Annotated in this window: 15 protein-coding genes; 11 read left to right on the top strand and 4 right to left on the bottom strand. The window is 40.0% G+C overall.

The window, feature by feature from the left end; all coding sequences use genetic code 11:
- Positions 1–153: 153 nt before the first annotated feature.
- The 9 genes from uvrA (at position 154) to JWP71_RS04705 (ending at position 10435) form a co-directional block, all read left to right on the top strand.
- Positions 154–2997 (top strand): excinuclease ABC subunit UvrA, encoded by a 2844-nt coding sequence (gene uvrA / locus JWP71_RS04745; RefSeq protein WP_299497591.1) that lies wholly within the window; start codon positions 154–156, stop codon positions 2995–2997.
- A gap of 47 nt (positions 2998–3044) precedes the next feature.
- Positions 3045–3284, top strand: a complete 240-nt coding sequence (locus JWP71_RS04740; protein ID WP_299497590.1) for a hypothetical protein — start codon at positions 3045–3047, stop codon at positions 3282–3284.
- Positions 3284–3694, top strand: coding sequence for a putative toxin-antitoxin system toxin component, PIN family (locus JWP71_RS04735; protein WP_299497588.1), 411 nt, complete (start codon positions 3284–3286; stop codon positions 3692–3694). Before JWP71_RS04740 ends, JWP71_RS04735 begins: the two co-directional genes overlap by 1 nt.
- Before the next feature lie 98 nt (positions 3695–3792).
- A complete protein-coding gene (locus tag JWP71_RS04730; protein ID WP_299497587.1) occupies positions 3793–4767 on the top strand; it encodes a hypothetical protein in 975 nt (324 codons plus the stop codon).
- Between the two features lie 70 nt (positions 4768–4837).
- Positions 4838–5881 (top strand): glycosyltransferase, encoded by a 1044-nt coding sequence (locus JWP71_RS04725; protein ID WP_299497586.1) that lies wholly within the window; start codon positions 4838–4840, stop codon positions 5879–5881.
- Positions 5882–6015: 134 nt separating this feature from the next.
- Positions 6016–7125 carry an ABC transporter permease gene (locus JWP71_RS04720; protein WP_299497585.1) on the top strand — a complete coding sequence of 370 codons (1110 nt, stop codon included), beginning with the start codon at positions 6016–6018 and terminating at the stop codon, positions 7123–7125.
- A gap of 86 nt (positions 7126–7211) precedes the next feature.
- Complete coding sequence (locus JWP71_RS04715) at positions 7212–8405, top strand: PP2C family protein-serine/threonine phosphatase (RefSeq protein ID WP_299497584.1); 1194 nt, start codon at positions 7212–7214, stop codon at positions 8403–8405.
- Between the two features lie 65 nt (positions 8406–8470).
- Positions 8471–9070, top strand: a complete 600-nt coding sequence (locus tag JWP71_RS04710) for a ribonuclease HII (RefSeq protein WP_299497583.1) — start codon at positions 8471–8473, stop codon at positions 9068–9070.
- Positions 9071–9307: 237 nt separating this feature from the next.
- On the top strand, positions 9308–10435 hold the full coding sequence (locus JWP71_RS04705) for a lactonase family protein (protein WP_299497582.1): 1128 nt from the start codon (positions 9308–9310) through the stop codon (positions 10433–10435).
- 281 nt (positions 10436–10716) lie between these two features.
- Here JWP71_RS04705 and xth read toward each other — a convergent pair whose 3' ends face one another.
- The 3 genes from xth to JWP71_RS04690 all read right to left on the bottom strand — a co-directional run bounded on the left by xth (position 10717) and on the right by JWP71_RS04690 (position 13304).
- A complete protein-coding gene (xth, locus tag JWP71_RS04700; protein ID WP_299497581.1) occupies positions 10717–11490 on the bottom strand; it encodes an exodeoxyribonuclease III in 774 nt (257 codons plus the stop codon).
- 183 nt (positions 11491–11673) lie between these two features.
- A complete protein-coding gene (locus JWP71_RS04695) occupies positions 11674–12441 on the bottom strand; it encodes a DUF4382 domain-containing protein (RefSeq protein WP_299497580.1) in 768 nt (255 codons plus the stop codon).
- Between the two features lie 155 nt (positions 12442–12596).
- Positions 12597–13304, bottom strand: coding sequence for a LytTR family DNA-binding domain-containing protein (locus tag JWP71_RS04690; RefSeq protein ID WP_299497579.1), 708 nt, complete (start codon positions 13302–13304; stop codon positions 12597–12599).
- A 200-nt stretch (positions 13305–13504) separates the two neighbouring features.
- On the opposite strand from JWP71_RS04690, the gene JWP71_RS04685 reads away from it, so the two are divergent.
- Together JWP71_RS04685 and JWP71_RS04680 are read left to right on the top strand one after the other, a co-directional pair.
- Positions 13505–16324 (top strand): TonB-dependent receptor, encoded by a 2820-nt coding sequence (locus tag JWP71_RS04685; protein WP_299497578.1) that lies wholly within the window; start codon positions 13505–13507, stop codon positions 16322–16324.
- Entirely contained in the window at positions 16315–17139 is an 825-nt protein-coding gene (locus JWP71_RS04680; RefSeq protein ID WP_299497577.1) for a DUF4249 family protein, read from the top strand. The genes JWP71_RS04685 and JWP71_RS04680 overlap by 10 nt, the downstream gene beginning before the upstream one ends.
- Positions 17140–17438: 299 nt before the next feature.
- Here JWP71_RS04680 and JWP71_RS04675 read toward each other — a convergent pair whose 3' ends face one another.
- Positions 17439–18557: a DUF4407 domain-containing protein gene (locus JWP71_RS04675; protein WP_299497576.1), complete on the bottom strand. Its 1119-nt coding sequence runs from the start codon at positions 18555–18557 to the stop codon at positions 17439–17441.
- Between the last annotated feature and the right edge of the window lie 65 nt (positions 18558–18622).

The following is an 18622-nucleotide window of genomic DNA, read 5'->3' as shown; positions in this document are numbered from 1 at the left end:
CTGGCAGATCGGGCATTTTTGTTTATCTTTGCATCGATTTAATGAGTGAGTTTTGAATGAGTGAATGAGTGAATGGCGCGTTGTTAAAATTAGCAGCTTAACCAATTTCTTCATTCACTCATTCACTCATTCGCTCATTCACTAATTAAATATATGAGCGAAAAACCCATCGACCTCGGCGAGCAAAGTGAAGTTGAAGTTTACGGAGCCCGGGTACATAATTTAAAAAACATTGATGTTTCTTTTCCGCGCAACCAACTGGTTGTTATTACAGGGCTGAGCGGCAGCGGTAAATCATCCCTTGCGTTTGATACCATTTATGCCGAGGGCCAGCGCCGTTATATGGAAACATTTTCGGCCTATTCGCGCCAGTTTATGGGCGGCATGGAGCGCCCCGACGTAGATAAGGTATCGGGCCTTAGCCCGGTTATCGCTATCGAGCAAAAAACCACCAGTAAAAATCCACGCTCTACAGTTGGTACCATTACAGAGATCTATGATTTTATGCGCCTGCTATTTGCCCGTACCGGCGATGCATATTCGTACGTAAGCGGCGAGAAGATGGAGCGCATGTCTGAAGATCAGATACTGAAAACCATATCAGAAAAGTTTAAAGATGAGCCGGTAAATATTTTGGCCCCGGTTGTAAAAGCCCGTAAAGGCCACTACCGCGAATTGTTTGAGCAAATACGCAAACAGGGTTACCTAAAAGTTTGGATAGATGGCGCCATTGCCGATGTTGAACCTAAAATGCAGGTAGATCGCTACAAAATTCATGATATTGATATTGTGGTAGACCGCCTGCAGGTAAGCGAGGAAAATAGCAAACGGTTATATACCTCTATACAAGCGGCTTTAAAAATTGCAAAAGGCATTATCAGGGTAGGCGATAAGGATAACAATGTAGCCTATTTTAGCAAATACCTGATGGACCCGGTTTCTGGTATATCGTATGATGAACCGCAGCCAAATACCTTCTCGTTCAACTCGCCTTATGGCGCCTGCGAAAAATGCAATGGGTTGGGATATATTTTTGAGGTGGATGAAGCGTCGGTAATTCCTAATCCTAAGCTAAGCATCTCGAATGGTGGACTTGCGCCTTTGGGCGAGTACCGCGAAACATGGATATTCCAGGTGCTAAAAGCGTTGGCGAAGAAGTTTGGGTTCTCACTATCGACCCCAATTGATAAACTGGAAAAAGATAAGCTGGATATTATCCTGAACGGCACTACCGAAATGGTAACTGTTTCTGTTGAGTACAACAAATGGAACGTACAGAGTTACCAGATAAGTTTTGATGGTATCATCCGCATGCTGGAAGAGCAGCAGGAGCGCCGCGGCGATGAAGGCATGGACGATATGGAAAACTATCGCGTACTAAAAACCTGCCCGGTTTGTGATGGAGCACGTTTGAAAAAGGAATCGCTGCATTTTAAGGTCGACCAAAAAAATATATTCGAACTATCCATAATGGATATCAATACCCTACAGAAATGGTTTGAGAATTTAGAAGACCGATTAACCGAACGCCAGAACGTCATCGCCAAAGAGATTTTAAAAGAGATACGTGCCCGTATTGTGTTTTTGATGGATGTGGGCCTGAGCTATTTAACGCTTGACCGTACTGCCAAAACGCTATCAGGTGGCGAAGCACAGCGTATAAGGCTGGCTACGCAGATAGGCTCGCAATTAATGAATGTAATGTACATTTTGGATGAGCCAAGCATTGGCCTGCACCAGCGTGATAATGAGCGTTTAATAAATGCCTTAAAGAACCTGCGCGATCTGGGTAATACCGTATTAGTGGTTGAGCATGATAAGGACATGATACTACAAGCCGACCACGTTATTGACATGGGCCCCGCTGCCGGTGTACATGGCGGCGAGATTGTTGCACAAGGCACACCTGCTGAGTTAATGGCTCATCATACCCTAACCACATCATACATTAACGGTGAGCGCGAAATTGCAGTGCCCAAGAAAAGACGCGAGGGTAATGGTAAAACATTGTCACTTAAAAAGGCTACAGGTCATAATTTAAAGAAAGTTAGTGTTGAATTTCCGTTAGGGAAGCTGATTGGCATAACCGGTGTATCAGGCAGCGGCAAATCAAGCCTGATAACAGAGACTTTGTATCCTATTTTAAATCATCATTTTTTCAGGGCCAAAAAGCACCCCCTGCCTTATGATAAAATTGAAGGATTGGAAAACATCGATAAAGTAATTGAGATAGACCAAACCGCCATAGGCCGTACGCCACGGTCGAACCCGGCAACTTATACCGGTGTTTTTTCTGATATACGTAACCTGTTTGTAGCGTTGCCTGAGTCGAGGATACGCGGTTATAAACCGGGGCGTTTCTCGTTCAACGTAAAAGGTGGCCGTTGCGAAACCTGCCAGGGCGCGGGTATGAAAGTAATAGAAATGAATTTTTTGCCCGATGTGCAGGTACCCTGCGAAGAATGCGGCGGCAGGCGCTATAACCGCGAAACTTTAGAAGTGCGTTATAAAGGTAAATCTATCAGCGACGTGCTGGACATGAGCATTGAGGATGCAGTGCCGTTTTTTGAGCATATTCCGTCCATCCACCGTAAGGTTAAAACCTTGCTGGATGTTGGTTTAGGATATATTCGTTTGGGACAATCATCAACCACCTTATCGGGCGGTGAGGCACAACGGGTTAAACTAGCGACTGAACTATCTAAAAAAGATACCGGCAATACTTTCTACATTCTTGATGAGCCAACAACAGGTCTGCATTTTGAAGACATAAATGTTTTGTTAGGCGTACTCTATCAGTTGGTAGATAAAGGCAATACGGTATTGGTAATTGAGCATAATCTGGATGTAATTAAGGTGGTAGACCATGTAATAGATTTGGGACCGGAAGGCGGATCGGGTGGTGGTAATATCCTATTCTCGGGGACACCCGAGGGGTTGTGTAAAGTGAAAGATAGTTTTACAGGGGAGTTTTTGAAGAAGGAGATGGGGTTGTAGTAAATCTTTATGTTAGTTATAATAATTGTTATTTATTATATTTGAATATGAAAGCCAAGGAATTAACGTCTGATTCTTTAAATGAACAACAAGTAATGATGTTACGGTTGTTAAGAAAGCCTTTACCTGAAGCTGACTTTGTTCAAATAAGACATCTCGCAGTAAAGCTATTATCCAAACAGCTTGATGAAACACTTGAAGATTGGGAAAAAAATAATAATATTACCGAAGAGTCATACAGCCAATTAAGCAAAAGCCATTTCCGAAGCACCTCTCAAAAAGCTTAATGAAAATTGTTTTAGACTCAAATGTATTGCTTGTAGCCATAAGCAGTCGTAGTAGTTACAGACCAATATGGGAGGCATTTATCAATAGTAAATATAAGATAATAATTTCCGATGAAGTTATTTATGAATATGAAGAGATATTACAACAACGCTCTGCTCCGGGAGTTGCAGAAATAGTCACTGAAATTTTCGTTGAATCTTCTGATGTTATATTTCAGCATGTTTATTATAATTGGAATGCAATAAAAAAAGATCCCGATGACAATAAGTTTTTCGATATAGCTGTCGCTGGAAACGCCGATTATTTAGTTACCAATGATGCTCACTTTAACATAGTTAAGCAATTGCCTTTCCCATCAGTAAAAATTATATCTGCTGAAGAGTTCTTGAATGTTATTGATTCAATGTAGTCAACTTTCATTTCAAACAAATCCATCCATATTTTGTAATTGTACATATTCAAATTACTACTGCTGTCTTTTTTGTAACATTGCATAAATATTTATAGTTGACCAAAGCCGCTAAAAAATTCCTTTCCATATTGCTAAAAGCTACCATACTGGTTTTAGCTTTCGCATTTATTTATCATCAGTACTTAAAAAAGGGCGATAGTTTAAAGCAGTTTGAGCTTTCCATAAATCACCTTAACCATCGGCACGTTATCATTGTTATGGGGGTGGTGGTATTTTTAATGTTTGCCAATTGGCTGGTAGAATGTTTTAAATGGCAGCATTTAACCCGTAAGCTGGCCCCTATAACTTTATGGGAATCTATAGAGGGGGTTTTTTGTGGTTTAACCTGGGCCATATTCACACCCAACCGTATTGGCGAATACGGTGGCCGGGTAATGTTTTTACCACCTCGTAAGCGTATTCATGGTGTTTTTGCTATGGCGGTGGGCTCGTTCGGGCAAAACGTTATTACCAATGTGTTGGGTGCGGGTGCTTTTGTTTGGTTTGCCTATACCTTTCTTAACCTTAATGCATGGGTATTGGGCGGCATCTTACTTCTTGCCATTGTTGTAATGGGCGTGTTCCTGGTATTTTACTTTAATATTAAATGGCTGGTATGGTTGTTAAACAGCATATCGTTCCTTAAAAAATATCATCGTTTTTTTGATATAATGGGCGCCTATAAATTTGAAGAATTGTTAAACATAATGTGTTTTTGCTTAACAAGGTTTTTCATTTTTTCATTCCAATATTACCTGGTAATACATTTATTGATACCTGATATCGCGTTTCATAATGTAATATTGATGACATTTATTGTATTCTTTATACAATCGGCCCTGCCCTCACTTGATCTGTTGGATGTACCCGTACGCGCTACTGCTGCTGTTACCTTATTTGCCTATGTAACCAACCAACACGTTGCCATAATTGCTGCATTTACATCCATCTGGCTTATAAATTTGATAATTCCCGCTATTTTAGGCTCAGTATTTATTTTTAATTTAAAATTCTTTGATCGCAACGTATAGTATAATTTGCTTTTTGCTTACAGGTTGTTACCTGTTATTGGTGTTGTACCTTATAAAAGGTTGGCTTAATTTGAAGCAGCCTAAAATTAACACCGGCAACCTTACAACCAGAGTGACAGTATTGATAGCTGCCCGTAATGAGGAAGCGAGGATACGCTACACCATAGAGGATATACTGGCCCAGGATTATCCTAAACAGCTAATAGAAATAATTATTGTAGATGATCACTCTACCGATCGTACTTCTGCTATTATAAGCAGCTATGCAAATAGGGGCGTAAAATTGCTACAGCTTAACGAAGCACAGCCATTAAACTCCTATAAAAAAAAGGCAATTGCTACGGCTATAGGCATGTCATCGGGCGAGCTAATGATAGCTACAGATGCTGATTGTCGTATGGGCACGCAATGGCTATCATCTATTGTTGGCTATTATGAAGCTAATCAACCGGTGATGATATCGTCACCAGTTGCTTTTTTTGAAGAGAAAACATTATTTGAACGAATGCAAACCCTGGAATTTTCATTTCTGATAGGCATAGGCGGGGCATTTATTGGAAATAAAAGAGCATCAACCTGCAATGGCGCTAACCTTGCTTACCGTAAAGATGTATTTTATGAGGTAGGTGGATTTGCAGGCATTGATGAGCTGGCCTCAGGTGATGACGAGTTATTACTGCAAAAGATAGCCGAGCGGTATCCCGGGCAAATTGGTTTTTTAAATCTTCGCGAAGCTATTGTTTATACCCATGCCAAATACACGCTGAAAGAGTTTTTACAACAACGCCGCCGCTGGGCATCAAAATCAACCAAATACAAGGATAAAAAAGTTATAGCCGTGGCCCTTTTTATGTGGTTGTTTAATATGACAATGCTGGTAAACATTGCTCTGGGTTTTTATGATAGCTGGTTCTTTAAGCTTGTATTAATACAATTTGCTATAAAGTGTTTAATTGAAGCCGTATTTCTATATTTAATATGCTCGTTTTTTAAACGTGCCGGCCTGTTACTGTTATTATTAATAGTTGCCCCGTTACATATGCTGTACCTGGCCTACCTGGGTATAATGAGTAATGCGCGCAAATATTATTGGAAAGACAGGTTGGTGAAGTAGGCCAGTGATTGTTTTTGATTTTGAGGATTTCTTTGATTCATGCTACTTTAATCGTAACCATCTCAATCACGTTCAAAAACTTGTCAATACACCCAAATTAAACGATATTTAACCAAAAGGAACAAAATATACACGTGGCCGAATTCACTCCAACACAGCGCACCTGGAAGATATTTAAACGCAATAAATTTGCAGTTGCCGGCATGTTGTTTATAGTAGTTACCATCATTATAGCCATACTGGGCTATTTAATAATGCCCGACTCTACCCCGTCGGCTAATAACCAGACCATACAACTCAGCATAAAAAAGCCTGGTGCCAAATTCATGATGCTTCGACTTATAAAACCTGAGCGCATAGATACTGTTGGTTTTTTTACTAAAATGCTGTTTGGGCAGCCAGCCTTTTACCGGGATATACCTATTACCAGTTACCGTATTCTGAAAGATTCTGTACTGGTAAACGAATATATTGGCAACGAAGATAAACCTGAAAAAAAAACATACGAATTACCTGCTGCGGTATTAGCTAAAGGGCCATCCGCTTTTATCACCCATAAAACCTTTTTGCTGGGTACTGATGTATACGGGCGCGATATGCTTAGCCGGTTGATTTTAGGGGCGCGCATATCTTTGTCAGTAGGCTTAATGGCGGTTATTATAAGTTTGCTTATTGGGGTAACCATTGGCGCTATAGCCGGTTATTTTGGCGGCTGGGTAGATGCCGCGCTTAGCTGGCTCATGAATATATTATGGGCATTACCTGCCTTGTTGTTAGTTATCGCCATTTCCTTTGCTTTAGGTAAAGGGCTTTGGCAAATATTTATAGCCGTAGGTTTATCTATGTGGGTAGAGGTTGCCCGGCTGGTGCGCGGACAGGTTTTGAGCATAAAGCAAACAGAATATATTGAAGCGGCGCGATCATTAGGTTATAATAACATGCGGATCATCGGCCGGCATATTTTACCCAATATAGCAGGACCAATATTGGTCATGGCCTCATCAAATTTTGCATCGGCTATATTATTGGAGGCCGGTCTTAGCTTTTTGGGGTTCGGTGCACAGCCGCCAATGCCCACCTGGGGCAGCATGATTAAGGAACATTATGGCTATATTATTATGGATTCGTCATTTTTATCAATAATTCCCGGATTGGCTATCATGCTGATAGTGTACGCGTTTAACCTGGTAACGGTTGGTCTTAGAGATGCTTTTGACATTAAATCGCAAAGTACACGCATTTAAATTATAATTTTTCTCTAATTTAGGCACACCGAGACCCCGAAATGCAAAACTTAGGCCAATCCTCCGGTGAGGATGAATTAATTAGATTGCTCTTAAAAAGACAGTCGGAGTTAAACTCTTTATTGGAGGTAACCCGTGCTATCAATAAAAACGCGTCCACACCTGTGTTAATACAGATGCTGGAGGTGATACTGCAAAATTATTTGCAAGTTGGCAAGTTCCGCTTTTTAATGGAGAAGGAAAACAATTATGCCTGTATTTCTAAATATGGTGGCACTGTCGAACCTGTTGGAGCATTGCATCGTTCATGTACAACATTAAGTAAGATCAAATCTCCCGAATCATTAGCCGGTAATACCGACTCAATTCTTAAAAATTACGATTTTTTCATCCCCATATACCATAAAAGCAAAGCGCTTGCATTTGCTCTGATCGGAGATTTTAACACCTCCGGCGAAATGTTGAGCAATGATTTGAATTTTATTCAAACCATGATAAACGTGATAGTTGTTGCACTCGAAAATAAAAAGTTGTTCCGCGAAAGACTGCAATCAGAACGTTTTCAAAGAGAGATGGAACTTGCTGCCGAAGTTCAAAATATGTTGATCCCTTTAAGGATGCATAAAGATAATAGTGTTGAAATAGGCGCAAGATACTTACCCCATCAAAATATTGGCGGCGATTATTATGATTTTATCAGGCTTAATGACCATGAATTTTTATGGTGCATTGCTGATGTATCAGGTAAAGGGATATCAGCAGCATTATTAATGGCTAATTTCCAGGCAAGCCTGCATGCCTGGGCCGCGGTAGAGGATGACCTAACCAATATTGTTGATCGTTTAAATCAAAAAGTGGTTTCTAATACACAAGGCGAAAGATTTATTACCTTGTTCATTGCCAAGTACAATGAGCACACGCGCAAGCTTAATTACATAAATGCCGGCCATAATGCAACGATACTATATTCAGAGGGTGAGGCTATTCCACTTAAATTAGGCTCCACTATGATAGGGGCATTTGACCAATTGCCTTTTTTAAACCAGGGCGAAATAGATATTGAGCCCGGCAGCCTGTTGGTTAATTATACAGATGGATTATTGGATTTTGAACCCTATGGTGAAAAAAGCTGGGACGAAGAATTGCTTATAGATTTTGTAATAAAGCATGGCGAATTATCGCCTGATAATTTTAACCAAACCTTAATGAATCATCTAAATATAAGCATAAAAGGAAAGCCTATTGATGATATTACCCTATTGACGTTGAGAATTTTTTAGTGGTAATAATCATTAAAGGTATCGTCTATAAAAATAATAATTTTGCAGCTACGTTTTAAGATCAAATGTTATTAGCAAGATATCAGCATACTTTTATTGAGGCAGGGTGCGACGAAGCCGGCAGGGGGTGTCTTGCAGGTCCGGTTTTTGCCGCCGCTGTAATTTTACCTCATGATTTTAATCATGACCTGCTAAATGATTCCAAACAACTAACAGAAAGCGTACGCTACGAGTTACGAATTGAAATTGAGCAAAGGGCCATTGCCCATGCTGTGGGTATTGTTGATAATGTAGAGATAGACGAAATAAATATCCTTAACGCATCTTTCCTGGCAATGCACCGTGCAATAGATAAGCTGCATTTAAAACCCCAGTTTTTAATAATTGATGGTAACCGGTTTAATAAATACCAAAGCACACCACATGAATGTATTGTAGAAGGCGATGGTAAATACTTCAGCATCGCCGCGGCATCTATTTTAGCTAAGACCTACAGAGATGATTATATGAAAAAAATTGCGGCCGAACATCCCGAATATGATTGGCACAGCAATAAAGGTTACCCAACCCTAAAACACCGCGAAACTATCCTGAAAATTGGTTATACACCTTACCATCGCAGAACTTTCCGGGTAAACGCAGCTATTGACGTAATAGAGATATGATCCTTGATTAAAACAAGTCTGGCATAAATATTCTTTTCCTATCGGGGACGTCATTGATGCACTATATAATTTACTTATTACCAACTATTTACATTTTCGTCATTTTCAATGCGGTTATTTGCAAACGCATCTTGATAGGTGTTAAATATTTCAGCTTGTATCATTAATTATACTTTTTATACTCCCGTTTTTTTGCCAAATTTATTACCTTGCGGCAGTAAATCAATTAAAATTATAATGAAGAAATTACTGATCATACTAATGCTGGTATCGCCTGTGTTTTGTTTTGCACAGAAAACCACCCCAAAAACTTACGATCTGCTGATAGGCACCTACACCCGCCGCAATGGCAGTAAGGGCATATATGTTTACCGGTTTTATGCCGAAACAGGAAAAGTAGCTTATTTAAGTGAAATTGACGGCATTGATAACCCTTCCTACTTAGCAGTATCTAATGATTATAAATTTGTTTACTCGGCAAACGAGGGGAAGGGCCTGGGTACTGTTGGCGCTTTTAAATTTGATGTTAAAACCGGCAAGCTGGATAGTCTAAACCAACAACCCGGCTATGGTGGCCCTGCTTATATAGCAATTGATAAAGATCAAAAAAATGTATTTACAGCCAATTATAATGGCGGCAGCTTAACGGTTTACCCGATAGCTAAAGACGGCTCATTGGGCCCAATGTCGCAAAAAATACAGGACGAAGGCAGTAGTATAGACAAAAAAAGGCAAGAAGGCCCGCATGTACATACCGCTATGCTATCGCCTGATGGCAAATATTTACTATATACAGATCTTGGTACCGATAAAATAAATATCTATCGTTACAAAGCATCAAAAAATCCGCCGTTAACCCCGGCGTCTCCTGCTTTTGTTAGTGCTATACCGGGCAACGGCCCGCGCCATTTGGAGTTTTCGCCTAATGGTAAATTTTTATATAACGTACAGGAAATGGGTTCGGCAGTTACGGCTTATAAATATGATGATGGCAAGTTAACTGCTTTCCAAACCGTTACCATGCTTGCCGATGGCTTTACCGGCGCGGTTGGCGCGGCTGATATCCATATTTCGCCTGATGGTTTGTTTTTATATGCAACCAACCGCGGTGTAGCTAATGAAATTGTAACCTACAGCATTAATCAGGCAAATGGCGAGCTTACCTTTGTTGATCGTAATAAAGTAGGCAAGGCCCCGCGCAACTTTATTATAGAGCCTGCGGGTAATTTTCTGTTAGTTGCTAATCAAGACTCGAATAATATCCTCATTTTTAAGAGAGATAAAACTACAGGCAAGCTAACCTTAACCCCTACAATTATTGAAGTTGGCGCACCGGTATGTTTAAAACTGGTACCTGTTGAATAAAGCTTTTAAGCTATAAACTAATTAAAAAAGCGGCTGCCCTTATTAAAAGGCAGCCGCTTTTGCATTTAAATATGAATTAAAATATATTTAAAAAAAAAGATCAGCAGCTATATTATAACATGTTTAGCGATTAGATTATTGAGTAATTATTTAATAATTCTTGATTTTCAGCTAATTACAATTTTGGGTGTCCCAAGGTGTCCCAAGGTGTATCACGTGTCCCTGGGACAGTACAGTAATAACATTTAACTGGTAAAGGTTTATTACGCAGCCTATAAATCTTATGTTGTTAACTCAATCCAAACAGGGCAATGATCGCTTGTTTTTTCCCACCCGCGAACATTCCTGTCAACCCCGGCAGCAAGCAGGCGTTGGTTAATATGCCGGCTTAATAAAAAATGATCAATACGCAAGCCTGCATCGCGTGCATACGCGTTCCTGAAATAATCATAAAAGGTATAAATCTTTTCGTTGGGATAAAGTTTCCGTATAGCATCGGTCCAGCCCTGGTCTGCCAGGTTTTTAAACGCCACCCTCACTTCCGGTCTAAATAGTGCATCATCCAGCCATCTTTCCGGCTTGTAAACATCCAGTTCGGTAGGCATTACATTATAATCTCCGCATAAAACAACCGGCATATCATGAATAATCAAACTGGCGGCATGCGCCGTAAGCCTTTCAAACCAGGCCAATTTATAATCAAACTTAGGTCCGGGGGCAGGATTACCATTTGGCAGGTAAAGGCAACCAATTATAATACCATCTACAATAGCTTCTATGTATCTGCTATGTGTATCGTCAGGATCACCGGGGAGCCCGCGCCTTAGCTCCTTAATATCTCCGCTGCGCGATAATATAGCCACACCGTTCCAGCTCTTTTGCCCATGCCAGATGGCTGTATAACCGGCATCATTAATAGCCTGTAAAGGAAATTTTTCGTCGGGTGCTTTTAATTCCTGCAGGCAAACCACATCAGGTGCGGTTTCGTCCAGCCAGCGTAGCAAAACCGGCAGGCGGCCATTAACACCGTTAACGTTATAGGTAGCTATTTTCATATCTGTACATCAAATCTACACACTAAAAATGTTTAATCCAATGCGAAACGACGCGGCCAAAACACAATTTATATCTCGAATTTATCAGCTGCATTAGCAAACAAAAAAACCCCGGATATTGACCGGGGCTTTTTCAATTTTAAACTGATAATACAGCCATTATACTGTATTTGATTTTTTACTTTATTGTGTGATAGTAACTGTACCCATATCTTTTACAGCGCCATTAATTACTGTAACGTTATCTATAGTTTTTAATGCATAAGGGCTCACAGGAACAAAGTTAACCTTATAAATACCTGCAGACAGGCCCGGAAAATAAAATTTCCCTGTAGCATCAGCAACAGTACCTACAGTATCTGTGCCCATAATAGCATATACCCTGGGATAAGATGCCACCGGCGTAACTACGCCGGTTAATACGCCCGAAACAGCTTGTGGTATAGTTCTGATAACCGGTTTTAAATTATATTTACCGCTACCGGTAGCAACAATAGATTGTGCCGCGTCAAAATCAAGCATTAGGGTGTATGCTACACCGGCAACAAGGTCATCCTGTACTTTTAGTTTTACGCCCGAGGTTTGTCCGCTGGGTGTATTCAGATCATAAGAAACACCGCCAATTACTACGCGGTTACCTGTGCTGTTCAATACCAAACGTACTTCTTGCAATTTTCCGGCAGGTACATCCACACCGGCAAGTACAGTATCACGCCCCTGCCTAAAGTGAAGTATATCAATCGGCGATGCGTTAACATCGATTACCTTTTGCCCACCTGCTGATATAATTACAACTTGTTTAATATTTAAAATTACAGCGTCATAAGAACCCGGGGCGTCGGTTAGTTTAACGGTAACATGTGTGGTGCCAGATGAATCAGAGTTGTTTTTCGTACATGATGCAAATCCTAAACTTGCAATTGCAACAGCAAATAATATTAGCTTTTTCATTTGTCTTATAAATTAGTGAATAAATATATACACCCCCCTATGACAAACATTATACCAACAGTTATTGTATAGTTAAAGCCCTTGCCTTCCGTTATTGTAAACTGTCTTGCGGGCAGTACATTTTTAGGCTTCAGGCGAATAATTAAAAAGGTCTTTTATAAATTCCTATTACTAATATAGTTCTGCAGCAGTTGCCGGTAGCCATCACCGATAGGTATTTCGCGGTCTTTAATTACTAGTTGGGCTTTTTGGATAGAATCGATCTTATCCAATGCAATTATATAGGATTTATGTATCCGCATAAATTTTATAGGATTCAGTTTTTCTTCTATATTCTTTAAACCCATACGGGTAATTATTATTTTACCTGATATCATGTTAATACGCACATAATCTTTTAATCCTTCTATAAAGGCTACTTCATCCAGCATTACTTTTACCAGCGAATAATTTGCGTTAACAAACACATGGTCGTCTGTTTTTAGGGGAGCTTTATTAACCTGCTCTATCATCTTAAACATACTATGTGCCCTTTGTGCCGCTTTTAAAAACCGCGGAAATGATACCGGCTTCAAGAGATAATCTACCACATCAAGGTCAAAGCTATCAACAGCATGTTCTTCATAGGCAGTAACCAATATAGCAAGCGGCTGATTTTTTAGTGAGCGTAAAAAATCCAGGCCGTTTACTCCCGGCATTTGTATGTCTAAAAAGATCAGGTCAACAGATTGCTCATTCAGAACATTCATTGCTTCGAATGCATTGCGGCTAGCACCAACCAGTTTTAAAAATGGTATCTGTTTAATATTATCTTCCATTAAATCAAGGGCAAGGGGTTCGTCATCTACTATTAAACAGTTCATGTTTTACGGGCTTAGGAGTTTGTTAAGTATAAGGTGATATTATTATAATGTGATAGTTTGACCATTGAGCGTTTAATCTGACCAATAATAATGTTTAACTGTTTTAATCGCAAAAAATTACCTGCTGGTGTGAAAAAACTAAGTATACGTCGCATTTAACATTTGTTAACATTAAAGTTTTCAAACTTAGCTGCATCATTATGAAGAAACTCGTACTAATTCTGCTTCTTACAGGAATAACAGCTCTTACTGCCAGTGCGCAGGGAGAATTAAAAAGTAAAGTACTGATAAGTGGCTCTTACACTACTACACTTGATCTTTTTTTGGATAATTTAGCAAATAAGTATCATTTGCAAATTATTTTTAACCGTGGCCTTATAAACCGCTTTGATGTGGTAGAACATTATGAGAATGAACCACTTAAAAATGTATTAAACCAAGTATGTAAGGCAAATGATTTACATTATTGGGTTGATGCGGATCAGGCTATTTATGTTATTGAAGAACCGCAAGATGTAGCTGCTTTAAAGAAAATGCGGGCTAACCCGCCGCCTGAAAATCCAGATAACCCAATCCCGATAGTAAAAACCCCTGTTTCGTCTGCTATTATTGTGCATAGTGATGGGCCGGCAGCAGTGAAAGTTATGCCAAAATCAGTAAACTTTACTATTTCGGGCAAGGTTATAGACCAGGGTACGGGTGAATCATTACCAGCTTCTGTTATAACCGTACGTAATAGCAAAATAAGTACAACCGCTAATGTTGACGGGAATTTTACTATTTTAAATGTACCGGCTGATACCTGTAAACTGGATATTACTTATATGGGTTACCGGGCCGATACATTTGAGTTAACCCCCGAAAACATAAAAGGGAATATAACTATAGGGCTATTTGCCTCAAATAAGGCATTAAATGAAGTAGTAATTAATGATAAAAGAACCGAATCATTAATGAGTACCGATAAACGAAGGGTAAGCGTATTGCAAATATCACCGCAAAAATTAGAAACGCTGCCCAGTTTAGGCGAAAAAGATATTTTACGATCCTTCCAATTAATGCCCGGTGTAAGCGGCAGCAATGAATCTTCATCCGGCGTATATGTACGCGGCGGTACACCCGATCAGAATTTGGTTTTGTTTGATGGATTTACCGTATACCAGGTAGACCACTTATACGGTTTTTTCAGTGCATTTAACAGTAACGCCGTAAAGGATGTTACTTTGTATAAAGGTGGTTTTTCGTCTAAATATGGTGGCCGCTTATCAAGCGTTACTGATATGGTAGGCAAAGAAGGCAATAAAAAAGAGGCCAATTATGGTATAGATCTTAGTTTATTAAGTGCAAACGCATTTGCCGAATTGCCTTTAGGCAATGAATCAACTTTGCTGTTAGCCTACCGCCATTCTTACCAGGGGCCCTTATATAATAAAATATTCCAAAAGTTTAATAGCACACAAACAACAAGTGGCGGCGGTGGTGGCCCGGGTGGCCCGCCGCGAGGAGGTGGCGGCGGCAGGTTTGGTGGTGGTGGGGCTAGCTCGGTTACTGTGCCTACCTCTTACTTTTATGATCTAAATGCCAAATACACCTATACCCCCGACCAGAAAAACCTTTTCTCATGGAGCTTATACCAGGGAGATGATAATTTGGATAATAGCCGTATCTTAAATTTACCATCGTTTTTTGCGGGGGGCGGAAATCTTAATAGTACAGATAAAACTACTTATGGCAATTTAGGCTCAAGCTTAAAATGGTCAAGACAGTGGGATCCTAAATTATACTCAAATACATTATTAAGCTATTCTACTTACCATAGTTACAGGGACAATAGTACAGCGTTAACTTCAACAGATGCTTCCGGTGTTTCAACTACCATTAACAGCGGCACATTTGAAACAAATAATGTAAAAGATCTGAGCTTTAAATCAGATTGGGAATGGCAGTTTAAAAATAATTATAAGCTATTGTTTGGCACCTTTGTATCACACCAGGATGTAGCTTATAATTATAGCCAGAACGATACCAGCGTATTGATAGATCAGCACAGGCAAGCAATAACCGGCGGAGGGTATACCGAAATTGAAGCCAACCCGACTGATAAACTGCAAATAAAACCGGGCGTGCGTACCACTTATTACAACCAAACCTCCAAGTTATATATAGAGCCGCGCATGTCTGCAACTTATACGGTTACAGACCAACTTACCTTAAAAGCATCAACCGGGCGGTTTAACCAGTTTACAGACAAGGTTATACGCGAAGATGTGTTGTCTGGGAGCCGTGATTTTTGGGTGCTGGCCAACGGAACTACTATACCGGTATCTACAGCCAATCATTATATTAGTGGCTTTAGTTATGAGACCAAAGATTTTTTGGTTGATGTGGAAGGATATTATAAACAACTGAGCGGTTTAACAGAGTACTCTGAACGCGAAACAGGCAACCGGCGTACCGGGATAACGCTTGAGCAGCATTTTTATACCGGTACAGGATACACCAGGGGTGTTGAAGTGCTGCTGCAAAAAACACGCGGCAACTATACCGGGTGGATAAGCTATACCTATGCAGAGGCCATTAATAATTTTGCCATTTATGGCGGCGAGTTTCCGGCAAACCAGGATACAAAGCATGAGTTTAAAACGGTACACATGTATAAGTACGGTCGTTGGTCGTTTGCTGCAACCTGGATATTTGCAACCGGGCGGCCCTATACTGCTCCTTTAAGCAGCTTTACTATAAATGATTACACCGGCAACAGTCATAATTATTTAACTATAAGCGCAGAGAATGGCGAGCGCTTACCTAACTATAGCCGGTTAGATGCCGCTGTTACCTATGACCTGATAAAAACAGATAGCCGCAAAATAGGCAGCATAGGTTTTTCGCTTTTCAATATGTACAACCGTGCCAACGTTTGGTATAAACAATACACTATAGTAAATAACCAGGTTATTACTTCTAACGTAGATTACCTGGGCTTTACACCTAATATAACACTTAGTTTAAGATGGAAATAAAAAAATCAGTACCCTATTATTATCTATCAGCAATAGTATTGTTTTTTGCTATTGGCGCGTTGTTATCAGCCTGCCAAAAAACCAGTACTCCCACCGTATCCGGTATTGATAAGCCCGTTGTTGAGGGCTATCTGGTACCCGGCACCAAAACTCTGGTTAAGGTTTATTACCAGAAATACCTGGATGATACTATAACTTACGGTTTCCCCATTACCGGGCTTAAACTAAATATATCAGACGGGACAAACACCGTGCAATTGATAGAAACCACACCCGGTAATTATACCTGGAGCGACACTACCTTTATACAGGAAAAAAAGACCTATGCGCTTAATTTTACTTACCAGGGCAGTACAATTTCTTCAAAAACAACCGTGCCCGATAAACCCACCGGCTTTAAGGCGTCAGATACTTTACAAAGAGTTCCATTCAGGGGGGCGGGTATAACCACAACAACTACATTTGTACCGGTAACGTTTAGCTGGACCAGCCCTGCAAGTTGGTTTTATTTAATGGTTTATAAAAACACAAGCACTGTTATGTATCCAACCAATTCTAACAGCAACCCCTACCATGATAATGAAACGCTTATAGGGCAGGTAGCTCTTTTTAATACCCAGCCTACAATATTTGCTTATACCGGTATGTATAAAGTACAGCTGTTCCATATTAACCAGGAGTATAACGATGCCATAAGTGCCGGTGGTGGCACATCGCTTAGTTTAACCAACCCATCAACCAATATTGTAAACGGGTTGGGTATTTTTACTTCCATGCAGGCAGCTACATTACCCCTGAATGTGCAATTACAGTAAAAGGAAGCAATAAAAAGGTGATAAAGTGTTTCACAAATTAATGAAACACATGAAACACTCTTTTAGGTTAATCTATTGATATACAGTGCTTTAATAAAATGAGTGAAACACTTTGAAACAGTACAAAAGCTTTAGGTAAAGCAGTATAAGTGGCTTATAATAAGAACTTTATCATATTTTATCGATTTTTGCAAATTTAGGGTGAAACACTTTTTTCAAATATGAGACATGTATGTATCGCCCTTAAATACAAGATGGGGTGAGCCATTGAATAATGAAGACAAGTTGATAGCGATTTACTAATCATACCGGGGCCTGTCCCGGTCATAATCTGAGCGGGTGGACAGTGTTTTCTTTCGTCGCTTTATATCTTCATCCACGTGGTCGGGATATACACTGTCAATAACGGTTATATCGCGCTCTTTATCCCTATCGGCATAATAAACATTAGCTTCAAAGGTCTTTGCAATGGCCACATCATAAGGCCCTTTGGGCGACATCAACTTTACAAATACCGGTAAGCATTCAAACAAAATAAACAGGTAGCCAATAAAGGATATGGCCAGGTAAGTATCCACGTCACGAGTGCCATTTTCATTATAGGTTAACTGTCCCAGTGCCCAGTTACGGTCGGCAAAGCCGGCAACTTTAGCCAGGCTATCCAACTGGCGCTCATTAAGCATTTTAACACCGTTCACCCCTTCATATTCTTTTCGCTGACTAAGGTATTGGTCCATTTTATCAGCATTGCCCGTTACCAGTTTTAGCCGATCCTCCTTTTCCTGTAAAACAGTTTGTTTTTGTTTGGCATAGGTACCATAACCCACAATGCCTGATGTTTGATTGTTTTTTTCGCCAAAAACTTCTTCATTCAACTGGGTGCGTGAGCGGTTAATATCTTTTTCGAGCGAATCTTTTTCTTTTTTCAGATCGGCGGTTTTTGCCAGCTCCATGCCATACTTTTCGCTGTAGGTTTTTTGCAGCGTATCTATCTTGCTGTGCTGACCTTTTAGATAAGCGGTCTTTAATTTTTGGCGGATTTCTTTATCAAATATTTTTAATTCTAACGGGCGCGATATTACAATCCCAATCATTATGGCCAGTAAAATACGTGGCGACGCCTGTAATATTTGTTGATTAGTGCTGCCTTCTTTGTTGATGCTGGATACAATGTAGCGGTCCATATTAAATATGGCCGTGCCCCATAACATACCGAACAGAATGGCAAAACCTACCGCGAAGGCATCCCCATTAAAAACAAAATACATAGCATAGCCGCCCGAAAGTGATGCAAATAGCGCTGTGAAAAAAATAGTAGCGCCAATGCCTACATATTTATTATGTTCGATAGGGTATTTCTTTAAGGTATCAATGTGGGCGCCCGAACAGAACCAAAAAAAACGGGTAACTTTTTCCATTAATTATACTATAATATTGATAAACATATATGAAACGCACTTAGGTAACGATTGTTACAAAATAA

The sequence above is a fragment of the Mucilaginibacter sp. genome (assembly GCF_028287845.1).
Taxonomy (GTDB): domain Bacteria; phylum Bacteroidota; class Bacteroidia; order Sphingobacteriales; family Sphingobacteriaceae; genus Mucilaginibacter.
Note: the sequence above shows the minus strand (reverse complement) of the source record. Positions and strands in the feature narration are given on the sequence as shown.

Bases quoted from the DNA above. Each gene is read 5' to 3' on its own strand.
- JWP71_RS04690 (WP_299497579.1), bottom strand. From the start codon at position 13,304: ATGAACTGTTTAATAGTAGATGACGAACCCCTTGCCCTTGATTTAATG.
- JWP71_RS04705 (WP_299497582.1), top strand. From the start codon at position 9,308: ATGAAGAAATTACTGATCATACTAATGCTGGTATCGCCTGTGTTTTGT.
- uvrA (WP_299497591.1), top strand. From the start codon at position 154: ATGAGCGAAAAACCCATCGACCTCGGCGAGCAAAGTGAAGTTGAAGTT.
- JWP71_RS04675 (WP_299497576.1), bottom strand. From the start codon at position 18,557: ATGGAAAAAGTTACCCGTTTTTTTTGGTTCTGTTCGGGCGCCCACATT.
- JWP71_RS04685 (WP_299497578.1), top strand. From the start codon at position 13,505: ATGAAGAAACTCGTACTAATTCTGCTTCTTACAGGAATAACAGCTCTT.
- JWP71_RS04680 (WP_299497577.1), top strand. From the start codon at position 16,315: ATGGAAATAAAAAAATCAGTACCCTATTATTATCTATCAGCAATAGTA.
- JWP71_RS04740 (WP_299497590.1), top strand. From the start codon at position 3,045: ATGAAAGCCAAGGAATTAACGTCTGATTCTTTAAATGAACAACAAGTA.
- JWP71_RS04710 (WP_299497583.1), top strand. From the start codon at position 8,471: ATGTTATTAGCAAGATATCAGCATACTTTTATTGAGGCAGGGTGCGAC.
- JWP71_RS04735 (WP_299497588.1), top strand. From the start codon at position 3,284: ATGAAAATTGTTTTAGACTCAAATGTATTGCTTGTAGCCATAAGCAGT.
- JWP71_RS04695 (WP_299497580.1), bottom strand. From the start codon at position 12,441: ATGAAAAAGCTAATATTATTTGCTGTTGCAATTGCAAGTTTAGGATTT.
- xth (WP_299497581.1), bottom strand. From the start codon at position 11,490: ATGAAAATAGCTACCTATAACGTTAACGGTGTTAATGGCCGCCTGCCG.